This is a genomic window from Pseudomonas proteolytica (assembly GCF_007858275.1).
GTDB lineage: Bacteria > Pseudomonadota > Gammaproteobacteria > Pseudomonadales > Pseudomonadaceae > Aquipseudomonas > Aquipseudomonas proteolytica.
On sequence record NZ_VFEV01000007.1, the window covers coordinates 89,595 to 107,457 of the forward strand.

The 17,863-nt window shown below is 61.3% G+C and carries 11 protein-coding genes; 6 read left to right on the top strand and 5 right to left on the bottom strand.

The features are described 5' to 3' along the window. Window positions 1-210: 210 nt before the first annotated feature. Both smc and FIV38_RS07145 read right to left on the bottom strand, forming a co-directional pair. Window positions 211-3,699 carry a chromosome segregation protein SMC gene (gene smc / locus FIV38_RS07140; RefSeq protein WP_092231811.1) on the bottom strand — a complete coding sequence of 1,163 codons (3,489 nt, stop codon included), beginning with the start codon at window positions 3,697-3,699 and terminating at the stop codon, window positions 211-213. A gap of 2 nt (window positions 3,700-3,701) precedes the next feature. Next, complete coding sequence (locus tag FIV38_RS07145; protein ID WP_029298208.1) at window positions 3,702-4,361, bottom strand: GntR family transcriptional regulator; 660 nt, start codon at window positions 4,359-4,361, stop codon at window positions 3,702-3,704. Between the two features lie 267 nt (window positions 4,362-4,628). Here FIV38_RS07145 and xdhA point away from each other — a divergent pair, with 267 nt between their 5' ends. From xdhA to guaD, 4 genes are all read left to right on the top strand, one after another. After that, window positions 4,629-6,077, top strand: a complete 1,449-nt coding sequence (gene xdhA / locus FIV38_RS07150) for a xanthine dehydrogenase small subunit (protein WP_092231814.1) — start codon at window positions 4,629-4,631, stop codon at window positions 6,075-6,077. Further along, window positions 6,070-8,469, top strand: a complete 2,400-nt coding sequence (xdhB, locus tag FIV38_RS07155) for a xanthine dehydrogenase molybdopterin binding subunit (protein WP_070994726.1) — start codon at window positions 6,070-6,072, stop codon at window positions 8,467-8,469. Before xdhA ends, xdhB begins: the two co-directional genes overlap by 8 nt. 115 nt (window positions 8,470-8,584) lie before the next feature. Beyond that, the gene (gene xdhC, locus FIV38_RS07160; RefSeq protein WP_092231817.1) at window positions 8,585-9,427 is read left to right on the top strand and encodes a xanthine dehydrogenase accessory protein XdhC; all 843 of its coding nucleotides are present in this window, start codon (window positions 8,585-8,587) and stop codon (window positions 9,425-9,427) included. A gap of 7 nt (window positions 9,428-9,434) precedes the next feature. Next, window positions 9,435-10,739, top strand: coding sequence for a guanine deaminase (guaD, locus tag FIV38_RS07165; RefSeq protein WP_029298217.1), 1,305 nt, complete (start codon window positions 9,435-9,437; stop codon window positions 10,737-10,739). An 87-nt stretch (window positions 10,740-10,826) separates the two neighbouring features. Here guaD and FIV38_RS07170 read toward each other — a convergent pair whose 3' ends face one another. Then, a complete protein-coding gene (locus FIV38_RS07170) occupies window positions 10,827-11,591 on the bottom strand; it encodes a GntR family transcriptional regulator (protein ID WP_029298219.1) in 765 nt (254 codons plus the stop codon). 354 nt (window positions 11,592-11,945) lie between these two features. Here FIV38_RS07170 and FIV38_RS07175 point away from each other — a divergent pair, with 354 nt between their 5' ends. After that, window positions 11,946-13,136 carry a benzoate/H(+) symporter BenE family transporter gene (locus FIV38_RS07175; RefSeq protein ID WP_029298221.1) on the top strand — a complete coding sequence of 397 codons (1,191 nt, stop codon included), beginning with the start codon at window positions 11,946-11,948 and terminating at the stop codon, window positions 13,134-13,136. 51 nt (window positions 13,137-13,187) lie between these two features. Here FIV38_RS07175 and FIV38_RS07180 read toward each other — a convergent pair whose 3' ends face one another. Further along, window positions 13,188-13,532 carry a YggL family protein gene (locus tag FIV38_RS07180; protein WP_003219101.1) on the bottom strand — a complete coding sequence of 115 codons (345 nt, stop codon included), beginning with the start codon at window positions 13,530-13,532 and terminating at the stop codon, window positions 13,188-13,190. A gap of 237 nt (window positions 13,533-13,769) precedes the next feature. Here FIV38_RS07180 and dacB point away from each other — a divergent pair, with 237 nt between their 5' ends. Further along, window positions 13,770-15,230 carry a D-alanyl-D-alanine carboxypeptidase/D-alanyl-D-alanine endopeptidase gene (gene dacB / locus FIV38_RS07185; RefSeq protein WP_092231820.1) on the top strand — a complete coding sequence of 487 codons (1,461 nt, stop codon included), beginning with the start codon at window positions 13,770-13,772 and terminating at the stop codon, window positions 15,228-15,230. 104 nt (window positions 15,231-15,334) lie between these two features. On the opposite strand, the gene FIV38_RS07190 is transcribed toward dacB, so the two are convergent. Next, window positions 15,335-17,734 (bottom strand): sensor domain-containing diguanylate cyclase, encoded by a 2,400-nt coding sequence (locus tag FIV38_RS07190; protein ID WP_092231823.1) that lies wholly within the window; start codon window positions 17,732-17,734, stop codon window positions 15,335-15,337. Window positions 17,735-17,863 lie beyond the last annotated feature (129 nt).

A 17,863-nucleotide genomic window follows, 5' to 3' on the forward strand; every position in this document is an offset into this window, starting at 1 on the left:
TAGCACCGTGCAAACCGCTTTAAAACGTGGCGCCAACTCTATGTTCTGACTGACGTTTTGCCCACGCATACGAAAAATTGACATTAAACTAGCACGACCAAAGATAACTTTACACAGTTGGCGCAAAATGTGTCGGCTGACGCAGGAATTAAGCTACAAACCATAAGCTTCAAGCCGACGCTATTGCCGCTTGAAGCTAGCAACTTGCGGCTAACTTTCCACCATCGCCATCGCCTCTTCGACATCCACTGCCACCAGTCTCGAACAGCCCGGCTCATGCATGGTCACCCCCATCAATTGATCGGCCATTTCCATGGCGATCTTGTTGTGGGTGATATAGATGAACTGCACCGTCTGGGACATCTCTTTAACCAGGCGGGCATACCGTCCAACGTTAGCGTCATCCAGCGGCGCGTCAACTTCATCGAGCATGCAGAACGGCGCCGGGTTCAACTTGAAGATGGCAAATACCAACGCCAATGCAGTCAGGGCCTTCTCGCCGCCGGACAACAAATGGATGGTGCTGTTCTTCTTGCCCGGAGGCCGCGCCATGATCGTTACCCCTGTATCGAGTAGATCTTCGCCCGTCAGTTCCAAGTAAGCGCTGCCACCACCGAAAACTTTTGGGAATAAGGCCTGTAAACCGCTATTAATCTGATCAAAGGTATCTTTGAAGCGGTTACGGGTTTCCTTGTCGATCTTGCGAATGACGTTTTCCAAAGTGTCCAGGGCTTCCACCAGATCGGCGTCCTGGGCATCCAGATAACGTTTACGCTCGGACTGCTGCTGGTATTCATCGATGGCCGCGAGGTTGATCGCGCCGAGTCGTTGGATACGTGCAGCAATGCGCTCAAGTTCTTCTTCGGCTTCTTTCTCGTTGGCCTGGGCGGTCAAGGTATTGAGTACGCCGTGCAGGTCATAGCCATCTTCCAGCAATTGGTCCTGCAAGGTTTTGCGGCGCACCGTGAGGGCTTGCCATTCCATGCGCTGCTGCTCGAGTTGGCCGCGGATCAATTGCGATTGCTGCTCGGCCTGGGTCCGGCGCTTTTCTGCATCGCGCAGTTCGCGGTCGGCGTCTTCCATGGCGATTTGTGCAGTCTTGAGTTCTTCGTCGACGCTCATGCGTTTGTCGAGCAACTCTTCGAGCTTCAAGCGCAGCTCTTCCAGCGGCGCTTCGCCCTCCTCCAGGTTGAGGCTCAGTTGCTCGCGTTTTTCCGTCAGCCGTTCGGATTGCATCTCCAGGCGTTCCAGAGCCTGGCGCGTGGAGTCGTGCTGGGCGCGCAACGAGCCGAGGCGCACGGCCAACTGATGGGCGTGGTCCTTGTGCTGGCGCGCTTCCTGGCGTACCCGGTCGAGGCGCTCGCGCAGGCTGTCACGCTGGGCCAGCAACAGCTCGCGCTGCTCGGTGTCGAGGGCCATGCTGTCGAGGGCCTCCTGCAACTGCAGGCGCGCTTCACCGACTTGCTCGTGTTCAAGGGCGCGCTGCTCGCCCATCTCGGCCACTTCTTCATCGAGCCGGGTACGACGCAGGGTCAATTGTTCGGCCTTGGCCTTGCTGGCGGAAAGCTGGGCTTTCAATTCGCCCTGCTGGCGCGCTTCGTCCTGCAACAGGCGACGCAAATGTTCGCGGCCGGTCTCTTGTTGGCGCTGGGTGGCGCGCATGGTTTGCAGTTGGGTTTCCAAGGCCTCAAGAGTGGCCTCGCGCTCTTCGCGCTCGGCACTCAGGTTGACGATTTCCTGGCCACGGGCCAATACGCCACTTTCGGCTTCACTGGCGCGACGCACCCGCAAAAAGTGCCGGCCAACCCAGTAGCCGTCGCGGCTGATCAGGCTCTCGCCAGAGGCCAACTGGCCTCGCAACGCCAAGGCCTGCTCCAGGGAATCCACGGGTTTTACCAGGCCCAGCCATGGCGACAGATCAATCTGCGCCTCGACTTTATCCAACAGGCTGCCCGGCACACGAGTGCCATCGGCTGCGGGGCTGAGCAGGCGCAAATCGCCTTGAGCAAAGCCCGCCAGATCAAAACCGCCGAAATCGTCCACCAACACGGCCTGCAAGTCCGCACCCAGCACGGTTTCCACGGCCAGTTCCCAACCGGCTTCAACCTTCAAGCCTTCAGCCAGGCGCGGGCGCTCGGCCAAGTGCTGGTCGCGCAGCCATTCGGCGGTGCCGGTGCCTGGGTCCAATGCGGCTTGCTGCAAGGCCTCGAGTGAGGCCAGGCGCCCATTGAGGCGCTGCAAATCCCCTTGGGCCTGTTGCTGCGCCTGGGTCGCCTGTTGCAGCTCCTGGCGCAATTGTTCCAGCCGCTCAACTTGCTGTTCTTCGCTGGCCTCCAGCTCTTCCAGGGTCATTTCGCTTTCGGCCAACTGCTCGCTCAGCGCCATGATCGCCGCGTCTTCCGGAGCAGAGGCGAGCAACGCGCGCTCCTCCAGGACCCGGCGCTGGCGCTCGGCCAAGCGTTCCATGCTGGTTTCCAGTTGCTGGATGCGTGATTGCTGCACCTCAGCCTGGCGACGCGGTTCGGCGGAGCGCAGGTTGAAAGCGTCCCACTGCTCCTGCCAGCCGTGCATGGTAGTTTCGGATTCTTCCAGGGCGGCGGCGGCTTCTTCGGCGGCGGCGCTGGTGATTTCCTGCTCGGGGGTAAGCATGTCCAGCTCCTCCCCGAGGGTCAGCAGCAAGGTGCGGTCATGGCCCAGGTGGGATTCGGTTTCCAGCCGCGCCCGCTCCGCTTCCTTGAGGTCATCCTGCAACTGGCGCAAGCGCTGCTGGCCGTGCTGGATGCTCTGCTCGACCCGCGCAATGTCGCCGCCCACCGAATAGAAGCGGCCCTGCACCAGGTTGAAGCGCTCGGACAGGTCATGGTGACCGTCGCGCAGGCGTTCGATGCTCGCATCGGCGTTGCGTTGTTCGGCCACCAGGGCTTCGAAGCTGATTTCCTGGGTGCCGATGATCGCTTCGCGCTGGCCCACCTGGTCATTCAAGGCCTGCCAGCGCAGCGCCGAGAGTTGCGCCTTGAGCTGGCGTTCTTCGCCTTTGTATTCCTGGTATTTCTCGGCGGCCTGGGCCTGGCGGTGCAGGCGCTCCAACTGGCGCTCCAGCTCTTCGCGCAGGTCAGTCAGGCGTGCCAGGTTTTCGTGGGTGCGGCGGATACGGTTTTCGGTCTCGCGACGGCGCTCCTTGTACTTGGAGATGCCGGCCGCTTCCTCGATAAAGTTGCGCAGGTCCTCGGGCTTGGCTTCGATCAGCTTGGAGATCATGCCCTGCTCGATGATCGAGTAGCTGCGCGGGCCCAGGCCGGTGCCGAGGAAAATATCGGTAATGTCCCGGCGCCGGCACTTGGTGCCATTGAGGAAGTAACTGTTCTGGCTGTCGCGCGTGACTTTGCGGCGGATGGAAATTTCCGCATACGCAGCGTACTCGCCAATCAGCGTGCCGTCAGAGTTGTCGAACACCAGTTCGATGCTGGCCTGGCTCACCGGCTTGCGGCTGGTGGAACCGTTGAAGATGACATCGGTCATCGACTCGCCACGCAGGTTCTTTGCCGAGCTCTCGCCCATCACCCAACGGACGGCGTCGATGATGTTCGACTTGCCGCAACCATTGGGCCCGACCACTGCCGCCATATTACTGGGGAAGTTCACCGTGGTCGGGTCGACGAAGGATTTGAACCCCGCCAGTTTGATGCACTTGAGCCGCACGCTTAGGCGTCCGCCAGGGCTGCGATAACCAACGAGCTGCTGCGCTGGCAGTAGGCCGACAGCACCTGGCGAATCTGCGGCAGGTCACGGGCCAGTACGGCGGCGAGCAGTTGCTCGAACAGCGCCAGGTACTCGCTCATGGAGGCCTTGCGCTGATCCAGGGCCAGGTAATAGGCGCGGTTCATCGCCGGCTGCAGGTTCTCGACGGTTTCCTGCAGGTACGGGTTATTGGCGAAGGGGTACGCGGCGCGCATCACATTGAAGCATTCTTCGACGAAGGCGCGGATGTCCTCGCGCTCGAAATTGCTCACCAGCCGTTGCTGGATCTGCACGAAGGGCGCCATGTCGGCCTGGGTCTGCCAGCCTTCGGCGACCGCGTTGCCCAGCAGGATGTACAGCTCGCTCATCAGCGTGCACAGGCTCTGCACCTTGTGCGCGGTGAGCTCGGTGACGTGTGCCCCACGGCGCGGCAAGATGGCGATAAGGTGCCGGCGCTCGAGGATCAGCAAGGCTTCGCGCACTGAGCCACGGCTGACATTGAGTGCCAGCGTGACTTTCTGTTCCTGGATCCGCTCCCCAGGCTTGAGATCGCCGCGAATAATGCGCTCGGCAAGGTGGTGAGCGATTTGCTCGGCGAGACTGTCCGGCGCCTTGAACGTCATGTTTTCCCTTCAAAATCTTCTATCGGTACAAGGGCGGCAGTGTAGCGCAATCGCTGGGCCGACAACGCCGAATTTGGCATGAAATAAGCAGACGATAAAGCCCAGGCACCGCTTGAAACGGCGGTTACAAGGATCTGAACCATAATCAAAGGTGTTGCAATCGCACTTTCTTGACCTTTCGGTCAGAAAATCGTTGACCGAAAAGTCAGACATGACTAGATTCGGCGCAAAGCGGTTAACAACAATAATGAGTCTGCGAGGCCTTCCGTGATCCAGTTTTTACTAAACCAGGAGCTCCGTAGCGAGCATGCCCTGGACCCGAACCTGACTGTGCTCAACTATCTGCGTGAGCACCTGGGCAAATCCGGAACCAAGGAAGGCTGCGCCAGCGGCGACTGTGGCGCCTGCACTGTGGTGGTGGGTGAGCTGCAGACCGACGAGCAAGGCGCCGAACAGATTCGCTATCGCAGCCTCAATTCGTGCCTGACCTTTGTCTCGTCCCTGCACGGCAAGCAACTGATCACTGTCGAAGACCTCAAGCACCAGGGCCAACTGCACAGCGTGCAACAGGCCATGGTCGAATGCCATGGCTCGCAATGCGGCTTTTGCACCCCAGGTTTTGTGATGTCGCTGTTTGCCCTGCAAAAAAACAGCGACGCCCCGGACAGCGCCAAGGCCCACGAAGCCCTGGCCGGCAACCTGTGCCGCTGCACCGGCTACCGCCCGATCCTGGCCGCCGCCGAACAAGCCTGTTGCAACAAGCCCCAGGACCAGTTCGACAGCCGTGAGGCGCAAACCATTGCCCGCCTCAAGTCCATCGCACCGACGCAAACCGGTGAGCTGAACAGCGGCGACAAGCGCTGCCTGGTGCCCTTGACCGTCGCCGACCTGGCCGACCTCTACGACGCCTATCCCCAAGCCCGGCTGCTGGCCGGCGGCACCGACCTGGCGCTGGAAGTCACCCAGTTCCACCGCACGCTGCCGGTGATGATTTACGTCGGCAACATCGAAGCCATGAAACGCATCGAGACCTTTGACGACCGCCTGGAAATCGGCGCCGCCACCGCCCTCTCCGACTGCTACAGCGCGTTGCACCACGAATACCCCGATTTCGGCGACCTGCTGCACCGCTTCGCGTCTCTGCAAATCCGCAACCAGGGCACCCTCGGTGGCAATATCGGCAACGCCTCGCCCATCGGTGACTCGCCGCCGCTGCTGATCGCCCTTGGCGCGCAGATCGTGCTGTGCAAGGGCAACGTGCGCCGCACCCTGGCCCTGGAAGACTATTTCATCGACTACCGCGTCACCGCCCGCCAGGACAGCGAGTTCATCGAGAAAATCATCGTGCCCAAGGGCCATGCGCTGTTCCGCGCCTACAAGGTTTCCAAGCGCCTGGACGATGACATTTCTGCGGTATGCGCGGCCTTCAACCTGAAGCTCGACAACGGCGTGATCAGCGATGCCCGCGTGGCTTTCGGCGGTATGGCCGCCACGCCCAAACGTGCGCAACACTGCGAAGCGGTACTGATCGGCGCCACCTGGAACAGCGCCACGGTGGAGAAAGCCTGCGCCGCCCTGGCCGAAGATTTCACCCCGCTGTCGGACTTCCGTGCGAGCAAGGAATACCGCCTGCTCAGCGCGCAGAACCTGCTGCGTAAATACTTCATCGAGCTGCAAACACCGCACATCGAGACTCGGGTGACCGCTTATGTCTAATCATCACGCCGTGGTAAAAACCCAAGCCGAAATGGCCACCCTGTTTGCCCAGGACCTGACGTCCGGGGTCGGGCGCAGCGTCAAGCATGACAGCGCCGCCAAGCATGTGTCGGGCGAAGCGCAGTACATCGATGACCGCCTGGAATTCCCCAACCAGTTGCACCTGTATGCGCGCATGTCCGACCGCGCCCACGCCCGTATCCTCAGTATCGACACCGCGCCGTGCTACGCCTTCGAGGGTGTGCGGATCGTCATCACCCACGAAGACGTGCCGGGCCTGAAAGACATCGGCCCGCTGATGCCCGGCGACCCGTTGCTGGCCATCGATACCGTGCAGTTTGTCGGCCAGGTGGTGCTGGCCGTCGCCGCCCGCGACCTGGAGACCGCGCGCAAGGCCGCCATGGCGGCGGTGATCGAATACGAAGACCTGGAGCCGGTGCTGGATGTGGTCGAGGCCTTTCGCAAAAAACACTTCGTGCTGGACAGCCACACCCACCAGCGCGGTGATTCGGCAGGCGCCCTGGCGAGCGCGAAAAACCGTATCCAGGGCACCCTGCATATCGGTGGTCAGGAACACTTCTACCTGGAAACCCAGATCTCCTCGGTGATGCCCACCGAAGACGGCGGCATGATCGTCTACTGCTCCACCCAGAACCCCACCGAAGTGCAGAAGCTGGTGGCCGAAGTGCTGGACGTGTCGATGAACAAGATCGTCGTCGATATGCGCCGCATGGGCGGTGGTTTCGGCGGCAAGGAAACCCAGGCCGCCAGCCCGGCATGCCTGTGTGCGGTGGTTGCGCGCCTGACCGGCCAGCCGACAAAGATGCGCCTGCCGCGGGTCGAAGACATGCTGATGACCGGCAAGCGCCACCCCTTCTATATCGAATACGACGTGGGCTTCGACGACACCGGGCGCCTGCACGGGATCAACCTGGACCTGGCCGGTAACTGCGGTTGCTCACCGGACCTGTCCAACTCGATTGTCGACCGTGCGATGTTCCACTCCGACAACTCGTATTACCTGGGCGACGCCACGGTCAACGGCCATCGCTGCAAGACCAACACCGCGTCCAACACTGCGTATCGCGGCTTCGGCGGCCCGCAAGGCATGGTGGCGATCGAGGAAGTGATGGACGCCATCGCCCGCCATCTGGCGCTGGACCCGCTGGCCGTGCGCAAGGCCAACTACTATGGCAAGACCGAGCGCAACGTCACCCATTACTACCAGACCGTCGAGCACAACATGCTCGAAGAGATGACTGCCGAACTGGAAGCCAGCAGCCAATACGCCGAGCGCCGCGAGGCCATTCGCCGCTATAACGCCAACAGCCCGATCCTGAAAAAAGGCCTGGCGCTGACCCCGGTCAAGTTCGGCATTTCGTTCACCGCCAGCTTCCTCAACCAGGCCGGCGCGTTGATCCATATCTACACCGACGGCAGCATCCACCTGAACCACGGCGGCACCGAAATGGGCCAGGGCTTGAACATCAAGGTCGCGCAGGTGGTGGCCGAGATTTTCCAGGTGGAAATCGACCGGGTGCAGATCACCGCGACCAATACCGACAAGGTGCCCAACACCTCGCCGACCGCCGCCTCCAGCGGTGCCGACCTTAACGGCAAGGCCGCGCAGAACGCCGCCGAGACCATCAAGCAACGCCTGGTGGAATTTGCCGCGCGCAAATACGACGTCAGCGAAGCCGACGTTGAGTTCCACAACGGCCATGTGCGGGTGCGCGAGCAGATCCTGACCTTTGAGGAGCTGATCCAGCAGGCGTATTTCGCCCAGGTCTCGCTGTCGAGTACCGGGTTCTACAAGACCCCGAAAATCTTCTACGACCGCAGCCAGGCACGGGGCCGACCGTTCTACTACTTCGCCTTCGGCGCGGCTTGCTGCGAAGTGATCGTCGATACCCTGACCGGCGAATACAAGATGCTGCGCACCGACATCCTCCACGATGTGGGCGCCTCGCTGAACCCGGCCATCGATATCGGCCAGGTCGAGGGCGGTTTTATCCAGGGCATGGGCTGGCTGACCATGGAAGAGCTGGTGTGGAACAACAAGGGCAAGCTGATGACCAATGGCCCGGCCAGCTACAAGATCCCAGCGGTGGCGGACATGCCCCTGGATTTGCGGGTGAAGTTGGTGGAAAACCGCAAGAACCCGGAAGACACGGTGTTCCACTCCAAGGCCGTGGGTGAACCGCCGTTCATGCTCGGGATTGCCTCGTGGTGCGCGATCAAGGATGCCGTTGCGAGCCTGGGTGACTATCGCCATCAACCCAAGATCGATGCGCCGGCCACGCCGGAGCGGGTGTTGTGGGGCTGTGAGCAGATGCGCCAGTTGCAGGCGGCGAAGGCGGTTGAGGCACAGGCCGAGATGGCTTCGCTCTAGACCGAGGTGCTGCCATCGCAGGCAAGCCAGCTCCCACATTTGGCATGCATTCCCCTGTGGGAGCGGGCTTGCCCGCGATGACGGCCGAACTGACAACAGAAATGTTGAGGTAGACATGAACAACTGGATCAGTGCCCTCGCCAACCTGCAAACCCAGGGCGAGCCCTGCGTGCTGGTGACCATCATCGAAGAGCTGGGCTCCACGCCGCGCAACTCAGGCTCCAAGATGGTCGTCAGCGCCACCCACACCTTCGACACCATCGGCGGCGGCCACCTGGAATACAAGGCCATGCAGATCGCCCGCGACATGCTCGTGCGTGGCCAGCACAACACCCACCTGGAGCGCTTCAGTCTGGGCGCCAGCCTCGGCCAGTGCTGTGGCGGCGTAACCGTGCTGCTGTTCGAACCCATGGGCCAGGTGCAGGCGCAGATTGCCGTATTCGGCGCCGGCCATGTCGGCCGCGCGCTGGTGCCGCTGCTGGCCAGCCTGCCGTGCCGGGTGCGCTGGATCGATTCGCGGGAGCAGGAATTCCCGGAGCATATCCCCCAGGGCGTGCGTAAAATCGTCAGCGAAGAGCCGGTGGATGAAATTGCCGACCTGCCCGCCGGCAGTTATTGCATCGTCATGACCCACAATCATCAGCTAGACCTGGAACTGACCGCCGCCCTGCTCAAACGCAATGACTTTGCCTACTTTGGCCTGATCGGTTCGCAGACCAAGCGCGTCAAGTTCGAACACCGCCTGCGTGAGCGCGGCTTCGAGGCCGCGCAGTTGCAACGCATGCGCTGCCCCATGGGCCTCACCGAGGTGAAGGGCAAACTGCCGGTGGAAATCGCCATCTCCATCGCCGGCGAGATCATCGCCACCTATAACGCCAACTTCGGCCAGCACACCGCGAGTGCCGAACCCATTGCCAAACTGCTGCCGATTTCGCGCCGCAGCCAAGCTATCAATTGAGACGACCATGCCTTTGACTCGCAAAGCCTACCGTGCCGCCATCCTGCACAGCCTCGCCGACCCGGCCATCGTCGGGATCGAAGCCTCCTATGAGTATTTCGAAGACGGCCTGCTGGTGATCGACAACGGCCAGATCAGTGCCCTCGGGCACGCCAGCGACCTGCTGCCGACGCTGCCCGCCGACATCGAAATCACCCATTACCAGGATGCGCTGATCACTCCCGGCCTGATCGACACCCACATCCACCTGCCGCAAACCGGCATGGTCGGTGCCTACGGCGAACAACTGCTGGATTGGCTGAACACCTACACCTTCCCTTGCGAAAGCCAGTTCGCCGACAAGGCCCACGCCGAAGAAGTCGCGGATATCTTTATCAAGGAACTGCTGCGCAACGGCACCACCACTGCCCTGGTGTTCGGCAGCGTGCATCCGCAATCGGTGAACTCATTCTTTGAAGCCGCCGAGAAGCTCGACCTGCGCATGATCGCCGGCAAGGTGATGATGGACCGCAATGCACCGGACTACCTGACCGACACCGCCGAGTCCGGCTACCAGGAAAGCAAGGCGCTGATCGAGCGCTGGCACGGCAAGGGCCGCTTGCACTACGCCGTAACACCGCGCTTCGCCCCCACCAGCACACCGGAACAACTGACCCTCGCCGGCCAATTGCTGGGGGAATACCCGGACCTGTACATGCAGACTCACATCAGTGAAAACCTGCAGGAAGTGCAATGGGTCAAGGAGTTGTTCCCAGAGCGCAGTGGCTACCTGGATGTGTACGACCACTACAAGCTGCTGGGGGAGCGCTCGGTATTCGCCCACGGCGTGCACCTGTGCGACGACGAGTGCGCGCGGCTGGCCGAAGCCGGTTCAGCCGTGGCGTTCTGCCCGACGTCGAACTTCTTCCTGGGCAGCGGCTTGTTCAACCTGCCGATGGCCGAGAAGCACAAACTCAATGTGGGCCTGGGCACCGATGTGGGGGGCGGCACCAGCTTCTCGCTGCTGCAGACGCTGAACGAAGCCTACAAGGTCATGCAATTGCAGGGCGCACGGCTGAGCCCGTTCAAATCGCTGTACCTGGCGACCTTGGGCGGTGCAAAAGCGCTGCGCCTGGAAGACAAGATCGGCACCTTGCAGCCGGGCACCGATGCAGATTTCCTGGTACTGGACTACAACGCCACGCCCCTGCTCAGCTATCGCTTGAAGCAGGCCAATAACATTGCCGAGACGTTGTTTGTACTGATGACGCTGGGGGATGATCGGGCGGTGATGCAGACGTATGCAGCGGGCAATCTGGTGCACCAACGCTGATCCCCTGTAGGGGCTTCACCGCGGTGAACAGATACACCGCGGTGCCTGCATCGCTGGCAAGCCAGCCCCTACACAGCTTGATCGGGTTTACAGCTTGATTGAGGAGCGGCCCGGCTTCTTGGTTTGCAGCAGATGCGAGAACACCGCATGCAAATCATCCGACGCACTTTCCTCATCGAGGTTGAGCTTGCTGTCGATGTGATCCATGTGATGCATCATCAGGTTCACCGCCAACGCCGAATCCCGGGCCTCGATCGCGTCGATCAACTGGGTGTGTTCGTCATAGGAACAGTGCGAGCGGTTACCGCTTTCATACTGGGCGATGATCAGCGAGGTCTGGGACACCAGGCTGCGCTGGAAGCTGATCAGCGGGGCATTCTTTGCCGCCTCGGCCAGTTTCAGGTGGAACTCGCCGGATAACCGGATACCCGCGCCGCGATCCCCGCGGGAGAAGCTGTCGCGCTCGTCGTTGACCATCTGGCGCAGTTCGGCCAGCTCTTCGGTCGATGCATGCTGCACCGCCAGTTCGGTGATCGCCCGCTCCACCAAACGCCGGGCCAGGAACACCTGGCGGGCTTCCTCGACACTAGGGCTTGCCACGACCGCACCACGATTGGGGCGCAGCAACACCACGCCTTCATGGGCCAGGCGCGACAAGGCGCGGCGGATGATGGTGCGGCTGACGCCAAAGATCTCGCCCAGTGCTTCTTCACTCAATTTGGTACCGGGCGCCAGGCGTTGTTCGAGGATGGCCTCGAAGATATGCGCGTAAACGATATCGTCCTGGGTTCCACTGCGACCGGCCTTACCGGCTCGCGGCTGTTTCTTGAGGGGCTGCAACTGTTCGTTCATGGGCACTCGGGTCGGGAGAACGGCGGCGAATTGACGTTGACTGTAATAAAGGTACAGCGGGTCGCTGGCAAGTATCGCGTAAAAACAGCGCACATTGTACACAACCCGTTGCGCCAACACACTGTACGGCTGTTTGCGCGGCCGGCTGTATTGCAACAGTCAGTTACGTTTGAGTTTAGGCTTGATTCCACGATTTCCCCACCCATCAATGCTGCCCCGATGCCCCTGTAGGAGCGAGCTTGCTCGCGAAGAACCTGAGAGCGCCGCCTTCCACCAGAATGCCCGCGCCATCGTTGAAGATCTTCGCCCGCAAGCCGGCGCCTACAAGTTGCCGGGTACAAGGAAGACTTTTCCATGACCGACGCGACCCAGGCGCCCCTGCGCCCACTGGCCGACACTTCGCCCTCGGCCATCGTTGCCGGCTTTATCGCCATGATGACCGGCTACACCAGCTCGCTGGTGCTGATGTTCCAGGCCGGCCAGGCCGCCGGCCTGACCACCGGGCAAATCTCCTCATGGATCTGGGCAATTTCCATCGGCATGGCGGTGTGCAGCATCGGCTTGTCCCTGCGTTACCGCACGCCCATCACCATCGCCTGGTCGACCCCCGGCGCGGCACTGTTGATTACCAGCCTGGGCGGGGTCAGCTACGGCGAGGCGATCGGCGCCTACATCACCTGTGCGGTGCTGGTGACGATCTGCGGCCTCACCGGCAGCTTTGAAAAGCTGGTCAAGAAGATTCCCGCTTCACTGGCCGCCGCGCTGCTGGCCGGGATTCTGTTCAAGATCGGCAGCGAGATTTTCGTCGCCGCGCAGCACCGCACCGCCCTGGTGCTGGGCATGTTTTTTACCTACCTGATCATCAAGCGCCTGTCGCCCCGTTATGCCGTGCTGGCCGCGCTGCTGATCGGCACCGCCTTGTCCGGATTGATGGGGCTACTGGACTTCAGCGGGTTCAGCCTGGAAGTGGCGACGCCGGTATGGACCACACCGCACTTCTCCCTGGCGGCGACCATCAGCATTGGTATTCCGCTGTTCGTGGTGGCGATGACCTCGCAGAACATGCCGGGGGTCGCGGTCCTGCGTGCCGATGGCTACGACGTGCCGGCCTCACCGCTGATCACCACCACCGGCCTGGCCTCGCTGGTGCTGGCCCCGTTTGGCTCCCACGGTATCAACCTGGCCGCCATCAGTGCGGCCATCTGCACCGGGCCCCACGCCCATGAGGATCGCAACAAGCGCTACACCGCCGCCGTGTGGTGCGGGATTTTCTACGGGGTCGCCGGGGTATTTGGGGCCACATTGGCGGCCTTGTTCGCCGCACTGCCAAAGGAGCTGGTGCTGTCGATCGCGGCATTGGCGCTGTTTGGCTCGATCATCAATGGCCTGAGCGTTGCCATGAATGAGCCCAAGGAACGGGAAGCAGCGCTGATCACCTTTATGGTCACGGCGTCGGGGCTGACGCTGTTCTCCATCGGTTCGGCATTCTGGGGGATTGTGGCGGGGGTGTTGACGCTGGTGATTCTGAACTGGCGCAAGGCCTGATAAATACCCTGAAACGAAAAAGCGACCCGGGCGGGTCGCTTTTTCATGCCATCAGACAGCCGGGTTGATCGGCTTTTCTGGGTGCCAGGCGTCCAGCAGTGCGCTGACTTCAACGCGGGTCAGCTCTGGACGAGCCTTCAACCACGCTTCAACAGCGGCACGCTGCTCTTCGTTGACCGAACCACGGGTGGCTTTGCAGACCAGACCGAAGTCATCACCGCCAACGTAGTCCAGGCCATTGCCGTCCATCGCTTCAGTCAGGAATGCTTCGAGGAAAGCGTCAACCGCTTCATCGTCCAAACCTTCTTTGAAGTCCAGGTTCAGTTCGAAACCCAGCTCTTGAAATTCATCAACGCACAGTTTTTTGCGCAGACGCCGGGAACGGTTAGTCGCCATTGGAACAATCCTCTTAAGTATTAACGGCCGGCACTCTACCAGTTTAAGGCGCTGAATGCCCGGCAATCCAAGACGGGTGGCACGTCAGGGCTAAAAAAAACCGCCATTTGCAGCTATCGTTGAGGCACAAGTAGCCCCACCTTGGGGCATAATGCCGACACTTTCATGACCACTGGGGGATTTTCTTACATAGCCCCCGCTACATTCACCCTCCTATGCAGTAGGGTCTTACTTCTTATGGTCAAATCCTTGCGTCCATTGTTACTCGCCAGTTTCCTCTTGCCCCTGGCCCTCTCCGTCACCGCCGCACCGATCAATACCACCTTGCCACCTAAAGTCCAGGAAGCCCTGCAGAAAGCCAAGCTGCAGAACAATGCGCTGTCCCTGGTGATGATTCCGCTCAATGGCCCCGGCACCGCCACGGTGTTCAACGCTGACGTTTCGGTCAACCCGGCATCCACCATGAAGCTGGTCACCACCTACGCCGCCCTGGAAATGCTCGGCCCCAACCATCAGTGGAAGACCGAGTTCTACACCGACGGCACCCTGAGCGGCGGCGTCCTGCGGGGCAACCTGTACCTCAAGGGCGGTGGCGATCCCAAGTTGAACATGGAGAAACTCTGGTTGCTGATGCGCGACCTGCGCGCCAATGGCGTACAGCAAGTGACCGGCGACCTGGTACTGGATCGTGGTTTCTTCATCCAGCCGCAATTGCCGGAATTCAACGACGACGGCAACGATGCCAACAAACCGTTCCTGGTCAAGCCGGACGCCCTGCTGGTCAACCTCAAGGCCCTGCGTTTCGTCACCCGCAATGACTCGGGCCGGGTGCTGGTTTCGGTCGAACCGCCGATTGCCAGCATCCAGATCGACAATCAGGTCAAGGCCACCAACGCCAAGCAGTGCACCGGTGACGTGCGCTACAACCCGGTCACCGCCGCCGATGGCAGCGTCACCGTGACGGTCAGCGGCCAGTTGGGCGACGGCTGCAGCTCGCAGACGTATCTGTCGCTGCTCGACCATGCCACCTACACCGCCGGTGCCGTGCGGGCGATCTGGAAAGAGCTGGGCGGCACTATCCAGGGCCGCGACGTACTGGCCCCGGTGCCGAAAACCGCCAAGGTCCTGGCCCGTGCGTTCTCCCCGGACCTGGCAGAGATCATTCGCGACATCAATAAATACAGTAACAACACCATGGCCCAGCAACTGTTCCTCAGCCTCGGCGCGCAATACCGCAACGATGCCGACGGCGACGATGCCAAGGCGGCGCAACGCGTGGTCCGCCAGTGGCTGGCGAAAAAAGGCATAACGGCACCGCACCTGGTGATGGAAAACGGCTCCGGCCTGTCCCGTGCCGAACGCGTGAGCGCCCGGGAAATGGCGACCATGCTGCAAGCCGCCTGGAGAAGCCCGTACGCGGCAGAATTCATCAGCTCGATGCCGATTGCCGGCAGTGACGGCACCATGCGCAAGCGCCTGAAAACCACGGCCCTGCGCGGCGAAGCGCACGTCAAGACCGGCACCCTGAACACCGTGCGCGCCATTGCCGGCTTCAGCCGCGACAACAATGGCAATACCTGGGCAGTGGTGGCGATCCTCAACGATCCGAAGCCGTGGGGTGCATCATCGGTGCTGGACCAGGTATTGCTGGACCTGTATCGCCAGCCGAAGCTGGCGGCGGCTGCACCGGGCCTGTAAACAGCTTGTTGTGATTGTGGCTTTGCCAACGGGCTTACTGTGGCAAGCAGGCTTGTTGTGGCGAGCGGGCTTGCCACAACAACCTGCTTGTCACAACCAACCCGTCAAGCAGGCAACCGCTGCGACTCAACCCGATCCCGGCCCGCTTGCTTGGCGGCGTACACCGCCGAATCCGCGCGCAACAACAAGCCATCCACACCGTCATCGACCCGCCAACTGGCCACGCCAAAACTGGCCGTCACGGTGCCAACGCCTTCCATCGGTGTACTGCGCAGCACTTCCCATAATTCAACTGCCAGGCTGTAGGCCTGAACGCCATCGGTGTTCGGACACAGCACCATGAACTCCTCGCCGCCCAGGCGACAGAACACATCGCTGCGGCGCAAACGCTGGCTGATCCGCCGACACAGCTCCTGTAACACCCCATCCCCGGCAGCGTGCCCGTGCTGGTCATTGATGCGCTTGAAATGGTCGATATCCAGCATGATCACGGCCAGCGTACCCGCCGTGCGCCGCACCCGGCTCATCTCGGCCTTCAGCCGGTCCTGGAAGTAGCGGCGGTTATGGATACCCGTCAATGAGTCGGTGATCGACAGCGCCCGCAGCTCCTCCTCCACCCGCTTTAGATCGGAAATATCCGACACGTAGCCATGCCATAAGGTACCGCCGCCGGGTAACTCTTCCGGCGTCGCCTCGCCACGGATCCATCGCAGGCCGCGGCCTGGCAGTTGCACCCGATATTCTTCGCGCCAATGGCTCAATTGCAGCGCTGACAAGCGGATAGAAGCGCGGATGCGTTCAGCATCGAGGGGGTGAATACGTTCGAAAACTTGCTTGGCATCCTGTTGCAACAGCCCCGGATCGATTTCATAGATATCGCGCATACCGTCGCTGGCGTAGATAAACCGCCAATTGTCGTTGGGCTCCAGGGTGAACTGGAAAATCCCACCCGGCACATGGGCACTGAGTTTTTTCAGCAACCGATCCCGTGCTGCCAGGGCCTCGTAGGCGCGTTTCTGCTCGGTGACATCCAGGCAGATCGCCAGGTGTCCGATCCATAAGCCATGGTCATCAAGCAATGCCGTGGCCAGCATATTCACGGTCAACTGGCTGCCGTCCTGGCGGACCAGCGTCCATTCCCGGGCCTCATGCAGGCTGTCGGCCCCCTCCACCAGCATCGCCTGGCCCGGCATGATCCGTTTGCCCAGCGCTTGGCTCAGCTGCATGGCACGGGTTTCCAGTTCCGACGCCAGGTGCAGGCTTTCGAGGGTCATGTGACCGAGCACCTGCTGCGCCGGATAACCCAGCATCTGCTCGGCACCGGCATTGAAGGTGTTGATCACCCCCCGCAGATCCGTGGCAATGATTGCCACCTGGGTCGCGGCATTGAGCACACTGCGCAACTGGCCGTGGGCGCCGCGCAACTCATACTCACGCTGGTGCAATTGCCCGGTGCGCTGTTGTACCAGCCTCACCGCCCGCTGGCGCTGGCTGACCAGCACGTAGAGCAAGGCACTGAGCAACAGGCTAAGCAAGCCACCCATGACCAGGATACTGGTGACCGCAGAGTGATTGGCCTGGGCAAATACCTGACTGGGGCGCAGGCTCAGGGCATAGACATGATCACCCAGGGTAAGCCGGCGGATCGCCTCCAGGCCGCTATCGGCCACGGCGTTATCCGACTCGTACAACACTCGCTGCTGGGTGTCGGAAGTATCGACAATCTGCATGACCAGGTTGTCCCGCGCGGGCTTGGGCAAGCCGTCGGCCACCAACTGGCGCATGCTGATCACCGCCATGACGAAACCATAGGGTTCGTTGTAGGTCATTTGCGCGGTGTGCGGCCGGGTGACGGGCGCTACCAGCAACACCCCCATGGCATACGCCGGCTCCACACCCACCAGCAACATGGGTTGGGACACGGCGATGCTCCCGGACCGGTACGCCCGCTCGACGGTTGAGCGGCGCAGTGGTTGGGCCAGCAAGTCAAACCCCAGGGGCGAGCCGATCAGGCTTTGGGTCTGGCTATACAACACCGGCACATATTCGTCGCGCTCGCCTGCCGGCAGCAGGGTCCCGTTGTCGTTCAGTTCGCGAATGGAGAAAGGCGCGCCACGCTGGAGTGACACTTGTTGTTCGAAAGCCTGGCGCTGATCGCGAAATATCCGTGGCGCCCAGGCATAGGCCCGCGCGCGCATGAGCAACGGCTGGGCGAACCCATCGAACTCTTCACGGGAAACCGTATTGGAATTGACGAAAAAACGCCGCAGGCTGCCCAGACGCTGTTCCTGGTCTTCAAAACGCTCTTCCAGGCGGCTATAGCGTTCGTTGACCAACAACTGAAAACGCTGGCGGACTTCCTGCTGATGCAAATCGGCCGTGGCCAGCGCCAGCACGACGGTGAGCACCACACCCACCAGCAATACTACCGACGCTACCAGCCAAGCCGACGCCTGTTCGCTGATAAATCCCAGTATTTTCGGGCGGACGTCTTGCAACGGCATAGGCAAAACTCGAAACACCAGCGTGCAGGGGCGCCACTTTGGCTAAGAGATTAGTTATAGCCATCGAGCCCACTTTTGACCAGCGTAAAAAAGCCGCGAACCCGGAAAAATCCGGGCCCGCGGCTTCAA